Here is a 21,234-nt window from a genome sequence, read left to right as displayed (position 1 = left end):
CATGGGCAATGTGATCGGGATCGGCGCTTCACCCAAGCGGAAAGAGGACCAGCGCTTCCTCACCGGCCGCGGCAATTACGTCTCCGACATCAAGCGGCCCGGCATGACGGCGGGTGTGTTCGTGCGCTCGCCGCACGGACACGCGATCCTGCGCGGCATCGACAAGGGTGCGGCACTCGCATCGCCTGGCGTCATTGCGGTTCTTACCGGCGAGGATGCCGCCACGGACAATCTGGGATCGCTGCCCTGCGGTTGGGGTATCACGGATGCCAAGGGCGCGCCGATGAAGGAGCCGCCGTTCCCGATGCTGGCGCGGGGCAAGGTGCGCTTCGTCGGCGACATGGTCGCCTTCGTCGTCGCGGAGACGCCGGCGCAGGCCGGTGCGGCAGCCGAGCTGCTGACTGTCGATTACGAGGTGCTGCCCTCGGTGGTCGGCGTGCTCGAAGCGGTGCGGCCCGGCGCGCCACAACTGTTCGACGACGTTCCGAACAACATCTGTTGCGATTGGGAGCTCGGCGACAAGGCCGCGGTCGAGACCGCGTTCCGGAAAGCGGCACATGTCGCGAAGCTCAGCCTCGTCAACAACCGTCTGATCGGCAACCCGATGGAGCCGCGCGCGGCGATCGCCGAATATGAGCCCGGCACGGATCGCTTCACGCTGTGGACCACCAGCCAGTTCCCGCATGTCGTTCGCTTCCTGATGGGTGCGCTGGTGCTGAACATCCCGCAGCACAAGCTGCGCGTGGTGGCGCCCGATGTCGGCGGCGGCTTTGGCGTCAAGCAGTTCCACTACGGTGAGGAGGCCGTGATCACCTGGGCCGCCAAGCGCGTGATGCGGCCGATCAAATGGGTGGCGAGCCGCTCCGAAGGCTACGTCTCCGATCGCCACGGCCGCGATCACGTCACCGAGGCCGAACTCGCACTGGACGAGACCGGGAAGTTTCTGGCCTTCCGTGTCAACACGCTCGCCAATATGGGCGGCTATCTCTCGACTTTCGGACCGAACATTCCGACCAATCTCTACGGTCCGCTGCTCGGCGGCGTCTACACCACACCTGCCATCTACTGCAACGTGAAGGTGGTGTTCACCAACACCGTTCCGGTCGACGCCTATCGCGGCGCCGGCCGACCCGAGGCGACTTTCGTCTTGGAGCGCATCGTCGACGTCGCGGCAACCGAGATGGGGATCGACCGGGTGGAGATCCGCCGACGCAACATGATCCCGAAGGAGGCCTATCCGTATCAGACGCCGGTGCTGGTGCAGTACGATTCCGGCGATCCGATGGGGTGTCTCGACGGCGCTCTTGTCGCGGCCGACGTCAAGAGCTTCGGTATCCGCAAGGCGGAGTCGGCGCGCAGGGGCAAATTCCGCGGGCTCGGCTACTCGACCTATGTCGAGGCCTGCGGCCTCGCGCCGTCGCGCTTCGCGGGACGATTGGGCGCGCGCGGCGGGCTCTATGAGAGTGCCACGGTGCGGGTGCATCCGACCGGCCAGGTCACGGTCATGATCGGCACCCACAATCACGGCCAGGGCCACGAGACGACCTTCGCGCAGATCGTCTCGGAAAAGCTCGGCGTCGCGTTTGACAATGTCGATATCGTGTTCGGCGATACCGATCGCGTGCAGTTCGGCATGGGTACCTACGGCTCGCGTTCGCTGGTAGTCGGCGGCGCGGCGCTGTCGAAGGCGACGGACAAGGTGGTTGCGAAAGGCAAGAAGATCGCGGCGCATCTGCTCGAAGCAGCCGAAGTGGATATTCACTTCGAGGCCGGAAAATTCTCGGTCGCGGGCACCGACCGCATGAAGACGTTCGAGGAGATCGCGGGTGCCGCCTACGTGCCGCACGACTATCCGCTCGAAGTGCTGGAGCCGGGGCTCGAGGAGCAGGCTTATTACGATCCCGTCAACTTCACCTATCCCGGCGGCTGCCACATTGCCGAGGTCGAGATCGATCCGGAAACCGGCACGGTGACGCTGGTCAACTACACCGCGGTCGACGACGTCGGCACCGTCATCAATCCGATGATTGTCGAGGGCCAGTTGCACGGCGGCATCGTGCAGGGCGTCGGTCAGGCGCTCTATGAGAACGCGGTCTATGACGAGGGCTCGGGCCAGCTGCTGTCGGGCTCGCTGATGGACTACTGCATGCCGCGCGCCGACCACATGCCGATGATGAAAATCGCGACCCATTCGACTCTGTGCACGCACACGCCGATGGGCGTAAAGGGCTGCGGCGAGGTCGGCACCATCGGTTCGCCGGCGGCGGTCATCAACGCGGTGGTCGATGCGCTGTCGCATCTCGGCGTCACCCACGTCGACATGCCGGCGACGCCGAACCGGATCTGGCGCCTGCTGCAAAACGCGTCGCTGCCGGTCGCTGCTGAATAGGGAGGATGACAATGAAGCCGTTTGCCTATCACCAGCCGGACCGGATTCCCGACGCTGCCAAACTGCTGACCTCGATCGAGGACAGCAAGCTCGTCGCCGGCGGCATGACCCTGATCCCGACGCTGAAGCAGCGGCTCGCCAGTCCGCCTGCCCTAGTCGACCTGTCGAGGCTCGGACATCTGAAGGGCATCACCGACGATTGCGCCGCTATCACCATCGGTGCGATGACGCCACATGCGGTGGTGGCCGCCTCGAAGCTGGTGCAGGCAAAGATTCCAGGTCTTGCCGCGCTGGCTTCGATGATCGGCGATCCCGCCGTGCGCATCCGCGGCACCATCGGCGGCTCCGTCGCGAACAACGATCCGGCGGCCGATTATCCGGCAGGTGTGCTCGGTCTTGGCGCGACCGTCGTCACCAGCACGCGCGAGATCGCGGCCGACGGGTTTTTCCGCGGCCTGTTCGAGACCGCGCTTGAACCAGGCGAGATCATCACGGCGATCCGCTTTCCGGTGCCGGTCAAGGCGGGCTACGCCAAGTTCAAGGCGCCGGCGTCGCGCTATGCGCTGGTCGGCGTGTTCGTGGCGAAATTCGCCGATGGCGTTCGCGTGGCCGTGACCGGAGCGGGCTCCGGCGTATTCCGCGTTCCCCCGATGGAGGAAGCGCTGTCGCGAAATTTCGATCCGTCCGCGATCGCGGCGATCAGGATCGACACCGACGGTCTCACCTCCGACATCCATGCCGAAGCGGACTACCGTGCGCATCTCGTCACGGTCATGGCCAAGCGCGCCGTCGACGCGGCGCTCAGCTAGCACTTTTAGGGTTGATGATGACTGATGGTTCCGGCCGAACGGCCTTCCCGCCGGCGCCGACTGGCCTTGGCTCGCTTTCTGCAACCGAGATCCTGGCCGGCTACCGGCGCAAGGCGTTCACTCCGCGCGATGTCGTCGACGACACCATTGCCGCGCTGGAGGTGACGAACGAGGCCTGCAACGCGGTGGTGACGCCGATGTACGAGCAGGCGAGGGCGGAGGCCGATCGTCTCACCAGGGAGATGCGCGCCGGCGATGCCAAGGGACCGCTCGCCGGTGTACCCGTCACGATCAAGGATCTGGTCTTCGTCGCAGGCGTGCCGGCCTATGGTGGCTCGCCGATGAACAAGGCCTTCGTGCCCGATGTCGATGCGGCGGTTGTCTCGGCGCTGAAGGAGGCGGGTGCCATAATCACCTGCAAGACCACGACCTGCGAGTCCGGTTACAAGTTGACGGCGGACAGCCTGGTCACCGGCACCACGCGCAATCCCTGGAACCCCGGTCGCACCAGCGGCGGATCGAGCGGCGGCGCGGCGGCGGGCGTCGCCGCCGCCTGCGGTCCGATCGCGATCGGAACCGATGGCGTCGGCTCGATCCGCGTGCCCTCGTCCTTTTGCGGAGTGTTCGGGCTGAAGCCGACCTTTGGCCTGGTGCCCCGTTCGCCCGGCTTCTCGCCACCGTCCTGGGGCTCGCTCGCGCATACCGGGCCGATCACGCGCACGGTCGCGGATGCCGCGCTGACGCTGGAGATCATCGCCGGTTACGATCTGCGCGATCCCGCGAGCCTGCCGGTTGCGGCGCGGCGGTTCGATGCGAATGCCGAGCCGTTGAACGGCATTCGTATCGGCGCCAGCGTCGATCTCGGCTACGCCGCCGTCAGTCCCGATGTGCGCGCGGCGTTCGGCAAGGCGCTGGCCATTCTGGATGCCTGCGGCGCGCAGGTCACCATGGATGGTCCTGGCCTTGATCCCGGCATCCTCGAGCACACGCTGAAGCCGATCGCCTTCACCGAACAGGCGGCCGCGGTCGCGAGCAAGAGCACGGCTGATCTCGCCAGCTCCGAAGCAGATTATCTCGATGTCATCAGTGCCGGCCGGCGCTACAGCGGCACGGACTATATCGAAGCGGGGTATCGCCGCGGCCAGGCTCGCAGCGGCTTCCTGAAGCTTTTCGAACGCGTCGATGCGCTGGTGACGCCGACCGTCGCGGTGACCGCGTTCGAGGCCGGCCGCCTCGGCGTCGACACGATCGACGGCGGCAAGGTCGATCCGCATCTGGGCTGGTCGCCCTTCACCTGGCCGATCAATCTCGCCGGCCTTCCGGCGGCGACGCTGCCCTGCGGCTTCGATCGCGATGGAATGCCGATCGGCCTTCAGATCGTTGCGCGCTGGCTCGACGAGCCTACGATCTTCCGCATCGCGGCTGCGTTCGAAGAGGCCCAGCCATGGGCGGCGTTCTGGCCGTCACTGGCGCTCCGCGAAAGTGCCGCGCGCGCGAAGGTTTGAAGCTCAGGACAGCTCGATCGGGTCGCCGCGGCCGCTGAGCTCCTCGTCGAGGCGGAGATAGTGCGCGAGGTAGTCGTGCAAGGCGGTCGCCGCCTTCGAGGTCGCGGCGCTCGACTTGTAGAGCAGCAGCTCGATCTTCGGCAATGGCGGCAGGCCCTCGTTCGGGCCGATCTCGCGCATCGCCGGCACCAGGGCGCTGCGGCCGAGTACGGTCACGGCCATGCCGGCGAAGGCCGCCGCCTGAAGGCCGCCGACGCTTTCGCTGACGCAGGCGATGCGCCAGCGCAAATTCGCGCGTTCCAGCGTGTCGATCGCGTAGTCGCGATAGATGTTGCCGGGCGGCAGCAACGCCAGCGGAATGGGCCGTTCCTGGTGCGCGGCGGACTGCTCGCCGGTCATCCAGACCAGTTGCTCGCGCCGTACCACCTGGCCGCCCGTAAAATCGTTCATGCGGGTGACGAGCGCGATGTCGACATCGCCGCGCTTGACCAGGCCCACCAGCGGCGTCGAGAGCGCGCAATTGAGCTCGACCTGGACGCGGGGGAAGGATTTTCGGAACACGCTGAGGATCTGCGGCAGCATGAAGGCGGCATAGAGGTCGGGCGTGCCGAGCACGACCTGACCCTCGATCTCCTGCGACGCCAGTTGCGAAATCAATTCGTCATGCAACCGCAGGATGGATTTGGCGTAGGTGAGAACCGTGGTGCCGTCCTCGCTCAGCGTCAGCCGGCGGCCTGCATGCTCGAATAATTGTTTCCCGGTGAGCTCCTCCAGCCGCTGCAATTGCAGGGTGATCGCCGGCTGGGTGCGGCCCAGCCGCCGCGCGGTCTCAGTGATGCTGCCGGTCTCGACCACGGAGATCAGCGACCGGAGCATGCGAATATCGAGGCTGATGAGGTTCATGCGGCGTCCATGTCGCCCAGAATTTATGCAAGTTCCATGCTAGGGCGAAGGGGAGCCGGGGTGGGAAGGCTCGGTCGCAGACGGCGTGTTCTCAATTGGACGACGTGCCGGTTCCAGCATTGCTGGCATACTGAATATTGATTATCAGGCGGCTCGGCGCGCATGATGCGCCCAACGAACATAAAAAGGGAGCGCAAACATGAAAGAGATCTCAGCAACGCGACGGGAGCTGCTCGCAATTGCCGCGGCGGCGAGTGCTGCCTCAATCGCGGAAGTTGCGCCGGCTGCGGCGCAGGCCGGCCTGAAGCCGATCTTTCCGGTGCCGATGGTCACCATTCCGATCGTCGGCGAAACCCAGGTGTTCCAGGTCCGCCGCATCTACTGCATCGGGCGTAACTATGCGGCGCACGCGATCGAGCGCGGCTCGGACCCGAACCGCGAGCCGCCGTTCTTTTTCCAGAAGCCGACCGACGCAATCCAGAACGTCGCTGTGGGCGAGGTTGCCGATCATCCCTACCCGTCGCTGACCAAGAACTATCACCACGAGGTCGAGCTGGTCGCCGCGCTGAAGTCCGGCGGCTCCAACATTCCGGCTGAGAAGGCGCTCGACCATGTCTATGGTTACGCGCTCGGCCTCGACATGACCCGGCGCGATCTCCAGAACGGGATGGCCGCGGAGAAGAAGCCGTGGGAGATAGGCAAGAGCTTTGACCACGCCGCGGTGATCGGGCCTATCCACCCGGCCAGCAAGACCGGTCATTTCGACAAGGGCGCCATTTCGCTGGCGATCAACGGCACCGTCAAGCAGAGCTCGGATCTCAGCAAGATGATCTGGAGCGTGGCCGAACAGATCGCAAAACTGTCGGAAGCGTTCGAGCTCAAGGCCGGCGACATCATCTATTCCGGCACGCCGGAGAATGTCGGCCCGGTCGTGAAGGGCGACGTGCTCTTGTGCAAGCTCGACGGCCTGCCGGACATGTCGATCAAGATCGTCTGATTGTCTTCGCCTCTCCCCGCTTGCGGGAAAGTGAGGGGCGGGACGTTGTCGCTTCGTCATGCCCGGGCTTGTCCCGGGCATCCACGTTCTTGGGCGCCGGTTGCGTGGAAGCCCGTGGATGGCCGGGACAAGCCCGGCCACGACGATGCTGAGAGCGGCTTCGATCCCGTCTGTCGCAGCGCGGCGTCCTGATCTAGCTCTGGCCGAGGATCTTCATCGCGGCACGAAGATGCGGCTTGTCGATCATCTGGCCGTCGAGGCGCAGCGTGCCGGAGTTCGGATTGTTCGCGAACGCCGCGATCACCTTCTCCGCCCAATTGCGCTCGGCCTCGGTCGGCTCGAACGCCGCGTTGACCACGTCGACGTGCTTGGGATGGATCAGCGCTTTCGCCGAAAAACCGTCGCGCCGCGCCGCGCGCGTTTCCTGTTCGAGCCCCGCCAGATTGTCGATATCGGTATAGACGGTGTCGATCGGCGCGACCTCGGCCGCGGCGGCCGCCATCAGGCAGAGATCGCGCGCCAGGCGATAAGGACTGTGGAACACGCCGCCTGACGCCTTTTCAGTAGCGCCGAGCGAGGCCGAGAGATCCTCCGCGCCCCACATCAGGCCCGCGAGGCGAGGGGAGCAGCCCTTATAGCTGCCGAGCCCGAAGATCGATCCTGCGGTTTCGGTCGCGACGCAGACGATGCGTGTTGAGCCGATTGCGATACCAGCCGCAGCTTCCAAAGCTTCCAGCCAGGTCGCGACCTGCCGCACGTCGTCGCCGCCCTGCGATTTCGGCAGCACGATGCCGTCGGGCTTGCCTGGAATCACCGCGGCAAGGTCAGCGAGCGTCATGCCGGTGTCGAGCGCGTTGACGCGGACATAGAGCTGATGGGGCTTGTTGCGGCCCTTCAGCATCGCCAGCGTCAACCCGCGCGCCTCCGGCTTCTTGTCTGTGACGACGGAATCTTCGAGATCGATGATCAGCGCGTCGGCGTTGCCTTCGCTGGCCTTCTCGAATTTGCGCGGGGAGTCGCCCGGCACGAACAGCATCGAACGCATCAGACCGGCCTCTTGTGCATCATCGCCATGCGGCGGCATTTGCCGACGATCTCGTCGTTCTGGTTGAGAGCGTGGTGCTCGAACTCGACGATGCCCGCCTTGGGGCGCGATTTGGATTCCCGCAACGAAAGCACCTTCGTCGTCGCCCGCAAAGTGTCGCCATGGAAGACCGGTTTCGGAAAAGTGACGTCGGTCATGCCGAGATTGGCAACGGTGGTGCCCATGGTCGTATCATAGACCGTCATGCCGATCATGATGCCGAGGGTGTAAAGGCTGTTGAAAATGCGCTGGCCGAACTCGGTCTGGGCCGCAAAATGTGCGTCGATGTGCAGCGGCTGCGGATTGAGCGTCAGCAGGCTGAACATGGTGTTGTCCATCTCCGTGACGGTCCGCGTCAGGGGATGCCTGAACTCCTGGCCCACGGAAAACTCCTCGAAATAAAGTCCGGCCATCGCGGTCTTCCTCCCTGCGAAATAACAGCGCGCTCGCACCGTCGCGCTGCATGATCCCATGCATGGTACACACAGTTGGCAGGCAAATTCACGTATCTGTCCCCCGTTTTTCGAGCTAAAGAACGCAAGCGAGGGCACGTCCGGGCACAGCAATGGGCCACGGCCTTCGCGTGGGAAACGCGAAGAGGCGGGGAGATTGCGCGGGCGCGGTTCCCAACAAGGAGACCATCATGGATTTCGCGCTCACCGATCAGCAGGAGGCCATTCGCGACGCGATCGCGAAGATCTGCGAAGGCTTTCCTGATGCCTATTGGCTGAAGAAGGACCATGACGGCGGTTTTCCGCACGACTTCCACAAGGCGCTGGCCGACGCCGGCTGGCTCGGCATCTGCGTGCCGGAGGCCTACGGTGGCTCCGGGCTCGGCATCACCGAAGCCGCGATCATGATGCGCGCCATCGCCGAATCCGGCGCCGGCATGTCCGGCGCATCCGCGGTGCACATCAACGTGTTCGGCCTCAATCCCGTGGTCGTGTTCGGCACCGAGGAACAGCGCAAGCGCATGCTGCCGCCGATGGTCGAGGGTCGTGAGAAGGCCTGCTTCGCCGTCACCGAGCCCAACACCGGCCTCAACACCACCCAGCTCAAGACCCGCGCGGTGGCCAAGAACGACCGCTACATCGTCAACGGCCAGAAGGTGTGGATCTCGACCGCGCAGGTCGCGCACAAGATCCTGCTGCTGGCGCGCACCACGCCGCTGGAGGACGTGCGCTCGCCGACGCATGGGTTGAGCCTGTTCTATACGGACTTCGATCGCAACAGGATCGAGGTCCACGAGATCGAGAAGATGGGCCGCAAGATCGTCGATTCCAACGAGCTGTTCTTCGAGGACTTCGAGATCCCCATGGAAGACCGGATCGGCGAAGAAGGCAAAGGCTTCCAGTACATCCTCGAAGGCATGAACCCGGAGCGCATCCTGATCGCAGCGGAAGCAGTCGGCCTCGGCAAGCTCGCGTTGTCGCGCGCGACTGAATACGCCAAGACCCGCGTGGTGTTCAACCGACCCATCGGCAAGAACCAGGGCATTCAGCATCCGCTGGCCGTAAACTGGGTCGAGCTCGAGGCGGCCTGGTTGATGGTGATGTCGGCGGCCTGGCAATACGACAAGGGCATGCCCTGCGGCGGCGCCGCCAATGCCGCGAAATACATTGCGGGTGAGGCCGGATATCATGCCTGCGAGCAGGCGGTGATGACCCATGGCGGCTTCGGCTATGCCAAGGAGTTCCATGTCGAGCGTTACTTGCGCGAAGTTCTGATCCCGCGCATCGCGCCGGTCAGCCCGCAGCTCGCGCTCAGCTTCATTGCGGAAAAGGTGCTTGGACTGGCCAAGTCATACTAGCTAACGCGCGACCTTTTGGCCTAGACGAGTTCGCGCGCTAGCCCAGTGGCCGTGCTTATTCAGCAGCGATCCGCTCCATCGCCATAGCCCGAAGCCGGGCGCGCTGGATCTTGACGCCATTCGCGCTGTCGGTGACGGGGAAGGCCTCCACGACATAGATCCGCGCCGGGACCTTGTAGCCGGCGAGCCGCTCGCGCAAGCGCGTGATCAACGCGTCCTGCCGCGGCGGCTCGTGGTGGGGGTCCTGGATGGGGATCACGAAGGCAACGCAGCGGGCGTTTCCCTTCAGATCGACCGCGACGACCTGGGCGTCGGCCACGCCAGCGCACGATTTGAGCTCGTCCTCGATCTCGCCGGGCGCAACCAGGAAGCCGCCGAGCCGCATGGCATCGCCCGCGCGGGTTTCGTAGACGAAGGAGCCGTCGCCGCGCAGCCGGCCGATATCCCCGGTGCGGAAGAAGCCGTCCGCGGTGATGGCGTCGCGCGTCGCGTCGGGATTGTTGTAGTAGCCGAGGAAGCGTGACGGCGCACGGATCTCGATCTCGCCGGAGACACCTGGAGCGGCGAGTTCGCCGGTCTCGGTGTCGCGCACACGGACCTTGGCCTCCGGCGACATCGGCCAGCCGCCGCCCTCGATGCGATCGGTGAAGGCGTCACTCGCGCGTGCGATCGAGAACAGCGCCTGCACCTCGCTCGAACCGTAGAGGCCGAACAGGGGCATGCCGCGCGCCTCGGCCTCCGCGGCGAGTTCGCGCCAGCCGGGCTGGAACGCGGCAAAGCCGCAGATTTCGAGCTGCGGAAACGGATGCAGCGCGTCGGCGAGGGTGAGGATGCGGCGGAACATCTCGTCCGAGCCAAAAGCGTGGGTGATCCCGTACTCGCGGAGAATCTTCAGCGCCGGCGCGCCCTCGAAGGCGTCGAGCGCATGGACGGTCGCGCCCGCTGCGATGAAGCCGAGCAGGCTCGTCATGCCGAAGGTGCCGCAGAACGGCAGCATGGCCAGCAGCGCATGGCGCTGCGGCGAGAGTTTTAGCGCCTTGGCAACGGAGGCGGCGTGCGTGGCCAGCGTGCGCTGCGAATGCGCGACAAGCTTCGGTCCCTTGGTGGTGCCCGATGTCGTGTAGAGCAGCAAAGGCAGATCGACGTCCTCATCCGCTGGGGGAGCCGGCGGATAGGGCTTGTCGAAGGCATCGAAGCGCACGCACGGCCAATGTGCGGGGATCGCATCCCCGCCAACTACCGCGAGTTCTCGCAGCGCAGGCACCTCGTCCTTGGCGACGTCAGCGAGAATAGCGGCAAAGTCGATCGAGCGGAACGCGGCTTCGATCACCATCAGCCTGGCGTCGGACAGCTTCAGGAGATGAGCGACCTCCGCGCTGCGGTAGCGTGTATTGACGGCGGCGACGATTGCCCCGAGCCGGGCGGCGGCGAACAGCAGCGCGATCCATTCGATCCGGTTGACCAGCCAGACCGCGACGACGTCGCCCTTGCCAATACCCTGCGCGGCAAGCCAGGCGGCGGTCTGCTCGATCTTTTCCGAGAATTCCGCGCGCGAGACCGGCGTGCCGTCGAACACGAAGGCCGGATCGGCGGCGGCTTCGGTCCGGATCAGTGTTTGCAGCGAAAATACGTTGGCGCTCATGACAACCGGACTAACCCGACCGCGCGAACCTGTCTACTTGGTGCCGAACATCCGGTCGCCGGCGTCGCCCAGCCCCGGCACGATGTAGCCGTGGTCGTTCAGCCGCTCATCGATCGCGGCGGTCCAGACCGGCACGTCGGGATGTTCGCTCTGGAACTGCGCGACGCCTTCAGGCGCGGCCAGAAGGCAGACGAAGCGGATGTCGCGGGCGCCGCGCGCCTTCAGCAGCGAGGCGCCGGCGCAGGCCGAGTTGCCGGTCGCCAGCATCGGGTCCATCAGGATCACGGTGCGGTCCGACAGGTCCTGCGGCGCCTTGAAGTAATATTCCACGGCCTGCAACGTCTGGGGATCGCGGTAGAGTCCGATATGGGCGATGCGCGCCGAGGGCATCAGCGCCAGCATGCCGTCGAGGAAGCCGACGCCGGCGCGCAGGATCGGCGCCAGCGTGAGCTTCTTGCCGGCGATCTTGGGCGCCCGCATCGGCGCAATCGGCGTCTCGATCTCGACCAGCTCCAGCGGCAGGTCGCGCGTCACCTCGTAGCCGAGCAGCATCCCGATCTCGTTCAGGATCTCGCGAAAGCTCTTGGTCGAGCGGTCCTTCTCCCGCATCAGGGAGAGCTTGTGCTGGACCAGGGGATGGGCGACGACGTTGACGTTGCTGGTGCTCATGAACCCGATCTACACGGTTCCGCGAAATTTCGCCAGATCGGCCGGGTGTTTTTGGCCACGCCCTCTCCGAGGGGATACGCACCCTCAACCGGGCATCGTGACCGCGCTGCGGAGCCGGTTGCTCGCCTCCTAGGCAGCCATGGTCAATTCGCGGTCGATGGCGTGAGGGCTTATGCTCCGAGCCCGCGCGCCACGAGTGTGATGACGAGCGTCAGGACCGCGCCCCACTAGCCGAAATTCTCGCAGCCGACCGGCTCATAGAGCGGGTCAGGCGCGGAACGAACAGTGGGAACGCTCGGACGCGAGACGGCCAGGATCGATGCCTCGACCTCGACGAAGGCCGACAGCAGCGCGAGCGCGAGATCGGCGTGGTGGGCTTCGACCGCGGCGTCGAGCCAGTCCGGCAATTCGCGCTCGCGCGAGAGAGCACAGTGCCATTCGCCCTCGTCATAGGCGATGCGGCGGACCTGCCAGAGTGGCAGCTCCAGCTCCATCAGTGCCAGCGCGGCATCGGCCCAGGCCTCGACATCGACCAAGCGCATGATGCGTGCGGTGCGTTCGCTTTGTCCAAGCGAAGGGAAGCGACGGCAGGCGTGCGCGATGATGTCGAGCATCAAGGGCCGCGTCATCGCCTGCGTGCTGCGCAAGCGGTCGCTGAGTGACGGCGGTTCGTGGTGTCGGCGGGCGGCGGTCATGTCAGGCCTCCTGGATTGGCGTCGGTCAGTCGGCCGGCCTCTCCAAGATGGCCAAAACGGCATTTGAAAACGAGATGGGGACGGGGCGGGAGATATAGCGATTTCATAAGTGTGGGCATCGGACCGCCGCCGGCCTTTATGCGATTCCTATAACTTCGCCACGGCCCTCGTCTCGAAAACCTATCCCCGCGGTGGCACTTCAGCCCGGTCAAAAGTCCCGGTAGGCCCCGTGGAAATGCACCGGCATTCCTTTCACGCGCCGACCGGGTCTCCCAAGAAAACGGTTGCACCGAAATCAAGGGCGCAACGAGGAGTATCTCCATGATGGACATTCTGATGCTGGCGCTGGGCTTCGGCTTCTTCGCGCTCGCGATCGGTTACACCTACGCCTGCGAACGGCTTTGAGGGAGCGGACCATGATCTTCGATTATTCGCTCGCCGGTGCCGTCTCGCTCGGTCTCCTGTTCTACCTCACTTACGCGCTGCTGCGGCCCGAGCGGTTCTGATCGTGCTTACGAAGCCTGAAGGGTTAATTCCATGACTGTGATCGGTTGGCTCCAGATCATTCTTTTCTGCGTCATTATCGTTGCGCTGACAAAACCGCTCGGCTGGTACATGACGCGCGTGTTCAACGGCGAGCGGACCTTCCTGTCGCCGGTGCTGCGTCCGATCGAGGCCGGCATCTACTGGTTCTCCGGCGTCGACGAGAAGCGCGAGCAGCATTGGCTGACCTATACGGTCGCCATGCTTTTGTTCCACGTCGGCGGCTTCCTCATCATCTATGGCGTGATGCGGCTGCAGGATGTACTGCCGTTCAATCCGGCCGGGCAGTCGGCGGTCGCCGCGGATTTGTCCTTCAACACCGCGATCTCCTTTATCACCAACACCAATTGGCAGAACTACGGCGGCGAGAGCACGATCTCCTATCTCGTGCAGATGCTTGGCCTGACGCACCAGAACTTCCTGTCGGCGGCGACCGGCATCGCCCTCGCGGTGGCGCTGATCCGCGGCTTCTCGCGCGCCTCAATGCGCACGATCGGAAATTTCTGGGTCGACGTCACGCGCTGTACGCTCTACGTACTGCTGCCGATCTGTATCGTCTACACGCTATTCCTGGTCTGGCAGGGCATGCCACAGACGCTTGGTGACTATGTCGAGGCCACCACGCTCGAAGGCGCCAAGCAGACCATTGCGGTCGGGCCGGTCGCCTCGCAGGTCGCGATCAAGATGCTTGGCACCAATGGCGGCGGCTTCTTCAATGCCAACGCGGCGCACCCGTTCGAGAACCCGACCGCGCTGTCCAACTTCATTCAGATGCTGTCGATCTTCACGCTTGGCGCCGCGCTCACAAACGTGTTCGGTCGTATGGTCGGCAACCAGCGCCAGGGCTGGGCAATCCTGTCCGTGATGGGCGTGCTGTTCCTCGCTGGGGTCGCCATCACCTATTGGGCGGAGGCCAAGGGTACTTCGACCATGCACGCGCTCGGCCTGACCGGCGGCAACATGGAAGGCAAGGAGGTTCGCTTCGGCATCGTGGCGTCCTCCCTGTTCGCCGTGATCACGACGGCCGCCTCCTGCGGCGCTGTCAACGCCATGCATGACAGCTTCACCGCACTCGGCGGCATGATTCCGCTGATCAACATCGAGCTCGGCGAGATCGTCGTCGGCGGCGTCGGCGCCGGCATGTACGGCATGCTGCTGTTCGTCATCCTCGCGATCTTCGTGGCGGGCCTGATGGTCGGTCGCACGCCGGAATATGTCGGCAAGAAGATCGAGGCGCGCGAGGTCAAGATGGCAATGCTGGCCATCCTGGTGCTGCCGCTGATGATCCTCGGCTGGACCGCGGTCGGCGTGGTCTATCCGGCGGCGGTCGCCTCGATGGCGAATGCCGGCCCGCATGGCTTTACCGAGGTGCTCTATGCCTTCACCTCGGCGACCGGCAACAACGGCTCGGCCTTCGCAGGCCTCACCGGCAACACCTTCTTCTACAACCTCACGCTGGCAAGCGCGATGTTCGTCGGCCGCTTCTTCATGATCATCCCGGCGATGGCGATTGCGGGCTCGCTGGCCGCCAAGAAATCCATCCCGCCGTCCGCGGGTACCCTCCCGACCACCGGCGGGCTGTTCGTTGGCCTCGTCGTCGGCGTGATCCTGATCATCGGCGGCCTGACCTTCTTCCCTGCCCTCGCTCTCGGTCCCATCGTCGAGCATCTCGCGATGAACGCCGGCCAAATCTTCTGAACAACAAGTGTTCTGAACAGCAAATCTTCTGAACAGCAAGTGTTCTGATCGACAGCCTTCTGATTGTTTTGGAGTGACCTCCATGGATACCATGAAACTGCAAAAACGCGCGTCCGTCTCGGCGATGCTCGATCCCAAGATCGTCGTGCCTGCGATCCGCGCGTCCTTCACCAAGCTCGATCCGCGCTTGATGATCAAGAACCCCGTGATGTTTGTGGTCGAGATCGTGGCCGCGCTCACCACTGTGATCTTCCTGCGCGATCTCGTCACGGGCGGCGCGAATCTCGGCTTTACCTTCCAGATCATCGTCTGGCTCTGGTTCACGGTGCTGTTTGCCAATCTTGCCGAGGCCGTGGCCGAAGGCCGCGGCAAGGCGCAGGCGGAATCGCTGCGCAAGACCCGCACCGAGAGCCAGGCCAAGCTGCTGGCCGGCGCCGGCCAGGCCTTCAATCTCGTGCCGGGCACCAGCCTCAAGGTGGGGGACGTTGTGCTGGTCGAGGCCGGCGATACCATTCCCTCCGATGGCGAGGTGATCGAGGGCGTCGCGTCCGTCAACGAGGCCGCCATCACCGGCGAGTCCGCACCCGTGATCCGCGAATCCGGCGGTGACCGTTCGGCAGTGACCGGCGGCACCCAGGTGCTGTCCGACTGGATCCGCGTGCGGATCACCGCAGCACAGGGCTCGACCTTCATCGACCGCATGATCAAGCTGGTCGAGGGCGCCGAGCGGGCGAAGACCCCGAACGAGATCGCACTCAACATCCTGCTGGCCGGCCTCACCATCATCTTCGTGTTCGCCACCGTCACCATCCCGAGCTACGCGGCCTATGCCGGCGGCTCGATCTCGGTGGTCGTGCTGGTCGCGCTGTTCGTCACGCTGATCCCGACCACGATCGGCGCGCTGCTGTCGGCGATCGGCATCGCCGGCATGGACCGCCTGGTCCGCTTCAACGTGCTGGCGATGTCCGGCCGTGCCGTCGAGGCCGCCGGAGACGTCGACACGCTGCTGCTCGACAAGACCGGAACGATTACACTCGGCAACCGCCAGGCGACCTCCTTCCGCCCGGTGCGCGGCGTCACCGAGCAGGAGCTCGCGGACGCGGCCCAGCTCGCCTCGCTCGCCGACGAGACCCCGGAGGGCCGCTCGATCGTGGTGCTGGCCAAGGAGAAATACGGCATCCGCGGCCGCGACATGGCCGAGTTGGGAGCCACCTTCATCCCATTCACGGCGCAGACTCGCATGAGCGGTGTCGCTGCCGGCGGCTCGTCGGTGCGCAAGGGCGCGGTCGATGCGATCCTCAACTATGTCGGTGGCGGTGCACCGCTGGCGGTCGCCTCAGGCAACACGGCTCGTTCCATCCAGCCCGCCGGGTTCTCGGACATCGGCCGCGAGATCCAGACCATCGCCGACGACATATCGAAGGCCGGCGGTACGCCGCTGGCGGTCGCCAGGGACGGCAAGCTGCTCGGCGTCATCCAGCTCAAGGACATCGTCAAGGGCGGCATCCGCGAGCGCTTTGCCGAGCTGCGACGCATGGGTATCCGCACCGTCATGATTACCGGTGACAATCCGATGACGGCCGCCGCGATCGCAGCGGAAGCCGGCGTCGACGACTTCCTGGCGCAAGCGACCCCCGAGGACAAGCTCAAGCTGATCCGCGACGAGCAGGCCAAGGGCAAGCTGGTGGCGATGTGCGGCGACGGCACCAACGACGCGCCGGCGCTCGCGCAGGCGGACGTCGGTGTCGCCATGAACACGGGCACGCAGGCGGCTCGCGAGGCCGGCAACATGGTCGACCTCGACTCCAATCCGACCAAGCTGATCGAGGTGGTCGAGATCGGCAAGCAGCTGCTGATGACGCGCGGCGCGCTGACCACGTTCTCGATCGCCAACGACGTCGCGAAGTATTTCGCGATCATCCCGGCGATGTTCCTGGCGTTCTACCCCCAGCTCAACGTGCTCAACGTCATGAACCTGTCGAGCCCGCAGAGCGCCATCCTGTCGGCGATCATCTTCAACGCGCTGATCATTATCGCCCTGATCCCGCTGGCGCTGAAGGGCGTCGTCTATCGTGCGGTCGGCGCGGGCGCACTGCTCCGGCGCAATCTGCTGATCTACGGCCTCGGCGGCATCGTCATTCCCTTCATCGGTATCAAGGCGATCGATCTCGTCGTCGTTGCCTTGCACCTGGCTTAACGTCATTGCGAGGAGCGAATCTCTCTGTCATTCCGGGGCGCCTCGGAGAGGCGAACCCGGAATCTCGAGGTTCCGGGTTCGATGCTTCGCATCGCCCCGGAACGACGGCAGGGATGCTCCGCTCGAGATGGCGAAATAACTGGAGACCTAACATGCTCAGAGAAATCCGCCCCGCCATTGTCCTGCTGCTGGTGCTCACCGCCATCACTGGCTTGGCCTATCCGCTCGCGATGACCGCTATTGCCGGCGCAATCTTCCCGGTGCAGGCGCAGGGCAGCCTGATCGAGAAGGACGGCAAGGTGATCGGCTCCGCCCTGATCGGGCAGGAGTTCAAGGACGACAAATATTTCCACGGCCGCCTCTCGGCGACGGTAGCCCCTGATCCGAGCGATTCGACCAAGACCGTGCTGGCGCCCTACAACGCCGCCAATTCGGGCGGCTCCAATCTCGGCCCGACCAGCAAGGCGCTGGCCGACCGGCTGAAGGATGATGTGGACAAGCTCAAGGGCGAGAATCCGAATGCCGCCGTGCCGGTCGACCTCGTGACGACCTCAGCCAGTGGCCTCGATCCGGATATCTCGCCGGAAGCGGCGCAATTCCAGGTGCTGCGGGTAGCAAAGGCGCGAAACGTGCCGGAGGATCAGGTCAGGCAAATGGTGGCTTCCAACATCCAAGGCCGTCTGCTCGGCCTGATCGGCGAGCCCCGCGTCAACGTGCTGGCTCTGAATCTCGCGCTCGATCGTGCCACGAAGTAGTCTAGGCTAGGCCCGCGCGGATGTTATATTGACTTGATGGTCCGAGAGCGCCGCGATCCCGAACAACGTCCTTCGCCCGAGGCGCTGCTGGAAGCTGCGCGCCGGGAGGAAGGCGTGAGCGGCAAGCTGAAGATCTTCGTCGGCGCCGCTCCCGGCGTCGGCAAGACCTACGAGATGCTGCAAAGCGCCCACGCCAAGCGCAAGGCCGGCATCGACGTCGTGGTCGGCTTCGTCGAGACCCATGGCCGGGCCGAGACCGAGGCGCTGGTGCGCGGGCTGGAAGTGATCCCGCGCAAGAAGCTCGATTACCGCGGCCAGATTGTCGAGGAACTGGATCTCGACGCCGTGATCGCGCGCCGGCCGAAAATCGCGCTGGTCGACGAACTCGCTCACACCAATGCCGCCGGCAGCCGCCATCCAAAGCGTTATCTCGATGTCGAAGAACTGCTGTCCCACGGCATCGACGTCTACACCGCCGTCAATATCCAGCACATCGAGAGCCTGAACGACGTCGTCGCCCAGATCACCCATGTGCGGGTACGCGAGACCGTGCCGGATTCGGTGTTCGACCGCGCAGACGCCATCGAGCTGATCGACCTCACGCCTGACGACCTGATCCAGCGGCTGAAAGAGGGCAAGGTCTATGTCCCCAGGCAGGCCGAGCGGGCGCTGGAGCATTATTTCTCGCCCGGCAACCTGACCGCGCTGCGCGAACTCGCGCTGCGGCGCACGGCCGAACGGGTCGACGAGCAGCTGCTCACTCACATGCAGGCGAACGCGATCGCCGGTCCTTGGGCCGCGGGCGAGCGCATCCTCGTCTGCATCAGCGAAGATCCGTGCGCGGCCAGCCTCGTTCGCTACACCAAGCGGCTGGCCGACCGGCTGCACGCGCCGTTCATTGCGGTGTCGATCGAGACGCGGCGCTCCCTGCAAATGTCCGATGAGGAGCGCGACCGGCTGGCCGATACGCTGCGGCTCGCAGAATCGCTCGGCGGCGAGGCGCTGACGATTCCGGGCGTCGGCCGCCGCATCGCCGACGACGTCGTCAACTTCGCGCAAGGCAACAACGTCACCCAGATCGTGATCGGCAAGTCGACGCGCTCGCTCTGGTTCGAGATGACGCGCGGCTCCGTCGTGCACGATCTGGTGCGCCGCGCCGGGAATATCAGCGTACATGTCATTCCTGGCGACGAACTCACGAGCGAGCCGGCGCCGAAGACGGCGGTGCAGACCGCAACGCGATCGGACCCGTTCGATGCGCGACCCTACCTGAAGGCACTCGAGATCACCGCGCTTGGCCTCGCTGCCGCCGTGGCCATCAAGCCCTATTTCGGCATTGAGAACGTCGACCTGATGTTTCTGACCGCCGTGGTGACGGTTGCCGTGCGCTACGGATTGTGGCCGTCGTTGCTTGCGAGTGTCGCGGCGTCGCTCGCCTACAATTTCTTCTTTCTGCCGCCGGTCTATACCTTCACCATCACCGATCCGACCAATGTCGCGGCGTTCTTTTTCTTCATGCTGATTGCGTTCGTAGTGTCGAACGTGGCGGGGCGGGTACGTACCCAGGCCGATGCTGCGATCGGCCGCATCCGGACCACCGAGCAGCTCTATGCTTTCAGCCGCAAGCTCGCCGGCACCGGCACGCTCGACGACGTGCTGTGGGCGACCGCCTACCAGATCGCGCTGATGCTGAAAGTCCGCGTGGTGCTGCTGTTGCCGGACGAGGGCCTGCTCACGGTGAAGTCGGGCTATCCCCCCGAGGACGATCTTGATCAGGCCGACCTTGCCGCCGCCAACTGGGCCTGGAGCAATGATCGCCCTGCAGGCCGCGGCTCGGACACGCTGCCGGGTGCAAAACGGCTGTTCCTGCCGATGCGCACCGGGCGCGGCCCGATCGGCGTCATCGGCATCGACGACGACCGCACAGGTCCCTTGCTGACGCCCGACCAGCGCAGGCTGCTCGACGCGCTGGTCGATCAGGGCGCGCTGGCGATCGAGCGCGTGCTGCTGGTCGAGGACGTCGATCGCGTCAAGCGCTCCGTCGAATCCGAGCGGCTACGTTCCGCATTGCTCACCTCGATTTCACACGACCTGAAGACACCGCTCGCATCCGTGCTGGGTGCGGCCTCGACCATGCGCGATCTCGCCAGCGCGCTCTCCGAGACCGAGAAGCGCGACCTGCTCGCGACGGTTATCGACGAATCCGAACGGCTCAACCGCTTCATCGCCAATCTGCTCGACATGACCAAGCTCGAATCCGGGGCCATCGTGCCCAACGCTGCGTTGCACGATCTCGGAGAGATCGTCGGCAGCGCGCTCCGGCGTGCAGCCAAGATCCTCACCGCCCACAAGGTGGAGCTGGAGTTGGCCGCAGACCTTCCTATGCTCCAGCTCGATGCCGTGCTGTTCGAGCAGGTGCTGTTCAACCTGCTCGACAACGCCGCCAAATATTCGCCGCCCCACGCGACCGTCTCGATTCGCAGCCGGCGCGACAGCGATCATGTGGTGCTCCAGATTGCCGACGAGGGCGACGGCATTCCGTCCGAGGAGCTCGAGAGCGTGTTCGACAAGTTTTATCGCGTGCAGAAGGGTGACCATGTCCGGCCCGGCACCGGGCTCGGGCTCGCCATTTCCCGCGGCTTCGTCGAGGCGATGCATGGCACGATCTCGGCCGCGAATCGCAGCGACCGGAGCGGTGCGGTTCTGACCATCCGTCTGCCCATTCCGGCCCGGACCCGCGCATTGGATACCGCCGCATGAGCGCTGCCCCGATCAAAGTGCTGGTCATCGACGACGAGCCGCCGATCCGCAAGTTGCTGCGGATGGGGCTCTCGACGCAGGGCTATGAGATCCTGGAGGCGTCGAACGGCAAGACCGCGCTGGAGAAGCTCAGCGAGGGTCCCGCGCTGATCATCCTCGATCTCGGCCTGCCCGACATCCAGGGCCATGAGTTGTTGCGCACCATCCGCGCCCGCAATGAAGCTGTGCCGATCGTGGTACTGTCGAGCCGTGGCGACGAGGCCGGCAAGGTGGAGGCGCTCGATCTCGGCGCCGACGATTACCTGACAAAGCCGTTCGGCATGGACGAGCTGCTGGCGCGCCTGCGCGCCGCGCTGCGGCACCAGCTTCAGATCCAGGGCGAGCGCCCGGTGTTCCGTGCCGGCGATCTCTCGGTCGATCTGGTGCGCCGGATCGTCAAGGTCGGCGAGCGCGACGTCAAACTGTCGCCGAAGGAATATGACCTCCTGCGCGTGCTGGTGCAGCACGCCGGCAAGGTGCTTACCCACCGCTTCCTGCTGAGGGAGCTCTGGGACGAACTGACGGATGCACAATATCTGCGCGTCTATGTCCGCCAGCTGCGGCAGAAGATCGAAGCCGATCCGGAACGGCCGCAATATGTGCTGACGGAGACGGGGATTGGGTATCGACTGAAGTCGGCGGATTAGGCTGCCCACGTGCGACGATCCGTCATGGCCGGGCTTGTCCCGGCCATCCACGTCCTGATGTGGGGGACCCGAGAACGTGGATGCCGGGACAA

At 64.9% G+C, this 21,234-nt stretch carries 17 protein-coding genes; 11 read left to right on the top strand and 6 right to left on the bottom strand.

Going from position 1 to position 21,234, the window contains the following annotated elements; all coding sequences use genetic code 11:
- Window position 1: 1 nt before the first annotated feature.
- From AC0L27_RS23425 to AC0L27_RS23415, 3 genes are read left to right on the top strand one after another with little or no spacing between them, the layout of a single operon-like run.
- A complete protein-coding gene (locus tag AC0L27_RS23425) occupies window positions 2-2,389 on the top strand; it encodes a xanthine dehydrogenase family protein molybdopterin-binding subunit (protein ID WP_473320502.1) in 2,388 nt (795 codons plus the stop codon).
- Window positions 2,390-2,400: 11 nt separating this feature from the next.
- Complete coding sequence (locus tag AC0L27_RS23420; RefSeq protein WP_354205036.1) at window positions 2,401-3,198, top strand: FAD binding domain-containing protein; 798 nt, start codon at window positions 2,401-2,403, stop codon at window positions 3,196-3,198.
- A 17-nt stretch (window positions 3,199-3,215) separates the two neighbouring features.
- A complete protein-coding gene (locus AC0L27_RS23415; RefSeq protein WP_354256063.1) occupies window positions 3,216-4,703 on the top strand; it encodes an amidase in 1,488 nt (495 codons plus the stop codon).
- 3 nt (window positions 4,704-4,706) lie between these two features.
- Here AC0L27_RS23415 and AC0L27_RS23410 read toward each other — a convergent pair whose 3' ends face one another.
- Window positions 4,707-5,606 (bottom strand): LysR substrate-binding domain-containing protein, encoded by a 900-nt coding sequence (locus tag AC0L27_RS23410; RefSeq protein ID WP_354205040.1) that lies wholly within the window; start codon window positions 5,604-5,606, stop codon window positions 4,707-4,709.
- A 199-nt stretch (window positions 5,607-5,805) separates the two neighbouring features.
- On the opposite strand from AC0L27_RS23410, the gene AC0L27_RS23405 reads away from it, so the two are divergent.
- Window positions 5,806-6,603, top strand: a complete 798-nt coding sequence (locus AC0L27_RS23405) for a fumarylacetoacetate hydrolase family protein (protein WP_354205042.1) — start codon at window positions 5,806-5,808, stop codon at window positions 6,601-6,603.
- Window positions 6,604-6,796: 193 nt separating this feature from the next.
- On the opposite strand, the gene AC0L27_RS23400 is transcribed toward AC0L27_RS23405, so the two are convergent.
- Both AC0L27_RS23400 and AC0L27_RS23395 read right to left on the bottom strand, forming a co-directional pair.
- Window positions 6,797-7,648 (bottom strand): HpcH/HpaI aldolase/citrate lyase family protein, encoded by an 852-nt coding sequence (locus AC0L27_RS23400; RefSeq protein WP_354205044.1) that lies wholly within the window; start codon window positions 7,646-7,648, stop codon window positions 6,797-6,799.
- Entirely contained in the window at window positions 7,648-8,100 is a 453-nt protein-coding gene (locus AC0L27_RS23395; RefSeq protein ID WP_247818300.1) for a MaoC family dehydratase, read from the bottom strand. The genes AC0L27_RS23400 and AC0L27_RS23395 overlap by 1 nt, the downstream gene beginning before the upstream one ends.
- 230 nt (window positions 8,101-8,330) lie before the next feature.
- On the opposite strand from AC0L27_RS23395, the gene AC0L27_RS23390 reads away from it, so the two are divergent.
- A complete protein-coding gene (locus AC0L27_RS23390; RefSeq protein WP_354205048.1) occupies window positions 8,331-9,497 on the top strand; it encodes an acyl-CoA dehydrogenase family protein in 1,167 nt (388 codons plus the stop codon).
- 55 nt (window positions 9,498-9,552) lie between these two features.
- Here AC0L27_RS23390 and AC0L27_RS23385 read toward each other — a convergent pair whose 3' ends face one another.
- From AC0L27_RS23385 to AC0L27_RS23375, 3 genes are all read right to left on the bottom strand, one after another.
- Entirely contained in the window at window positions 9,553-11,139 is a 1,587-nt protein-coding gene (locus AC0L27_RS23385) for an AMP-binding protein (RefSeq protein ID WP_354205050.1), read from the bottom strand.
- Between the two features lie 33 nt (window positions 11,140-11,172).
- Entirely contained in the window at window positions 11,173-11,808 is a 636-nt protein-coding gene (upp, locus tag AC0L27_RS23380; protein WP_275169298.1) for a uracil phosphoribosyltransferase, read from the bottom strand.
- Window positions 11,809-12,035: 227 nt separating this feature from the next.
- Window positions 12,036-12,503 (bottom strand): hypothetical protein, encoded by a 468-nt coding sequence (locus AC0L27_RS23375; RefSeq protein ID WP_354060235.1) that lies wholly within the window; start codon window positions 12,501-12,503, stop codon window positions 12,036-12,038.
- A gap of 416 nt (window positions 12,504-12,919) precedes the next feature.
- Here AC0L27_RS23375 and AC0L27_RS23370 point away from each other — a divergent pair, with 416 nt between their 5' ends.
- From AC0L27_RS23370 to AC0L27_RS23345, 6 genes are all read left to right on the top strand, one after another.
- Window positions 12,920-13,009, top strand: a complete 90-nt coding sequence (locus tag AC0L27_RS23370) for a K(+)-transporting ATPase subunit F (protein ID WP_018454042.1) — start codon at window positions 12,920-12,922, stop codon at window positions 13,007-13,009.
- Between the two features lie 31 nt (window positions 13,010-13,040).
- Window positions 13,041-14,744, top strand: coding sequence for a potassium-transporting ATPase subunit KdpA (kdpA, locus tag AC0L27_RS23365; RefSeq protein WP_473320499.1), 1,704 nt, complete (start codon window positions 13,041-13,043; stop codon window positions 14,742-14,744).
- A gap of 82 nt (window positions 14,745-14,826) precedes the next feature.
- The gene (gene kdpB / locus AC0L27_RS23360; RefSeq protein WP_275169294.1) at window positions 14,827-16,941 is read left to right on the top strand and encodes a potassium-transporting ATPase subunit KdpB; all 2,115 of its coding nucleotides are present in this window, start codon (window positions 14,827-14,829) and stop codon (window positions 16,939-16,941) included.
- A 152-nt stretch (window positions 16,942-17,093) separates the two neighbouring features.
- A complete protein-coding gene (locus tag AC0L27_RS23355; RefSeq protein ID WP_275169293.1) occupies window positions 17,094-17,696 on the top strand; it encodes a K(+)-transporting ATPase subunit C in 603 nt (200 codons plus the stop codon).
- A gap of 36 nt (window positions 17,697-17,732) precedes the next feature.
- Window positions 17,733-20,456, top strand: a complete 2,724-nt coding sequence (locus AC0L27_RS23350; RefSeq protein WP_473320518.1) for a DUF4118 domain-containing protein — start codon at window positions 17,733-17,735, stop codon at window positions 20,454-20,456.
- Window positions 20,453-21,142, top strand: coding sequence for a response regulator transcription factor (locus tag AC0L27_RS23345; protein WP_354060246.1), 690 nt, complete (start codon window positions 20,453-20,455; stop codon window positions 21,140-21,142). Before AC0L27_RS23350 ends, AC0L27_RS23345 begins: the two co-directional genes overlap by 4 nt.
- Window positions 21,143-21,234: the final 92 nt, after the last annotated feature.

Source organism: Bradyrhizobium sp. Ken51 (assembly GCF_055807435.1).
This window is presented reverse-complemented; position numbering and strand designations above follow the sequence as displayed.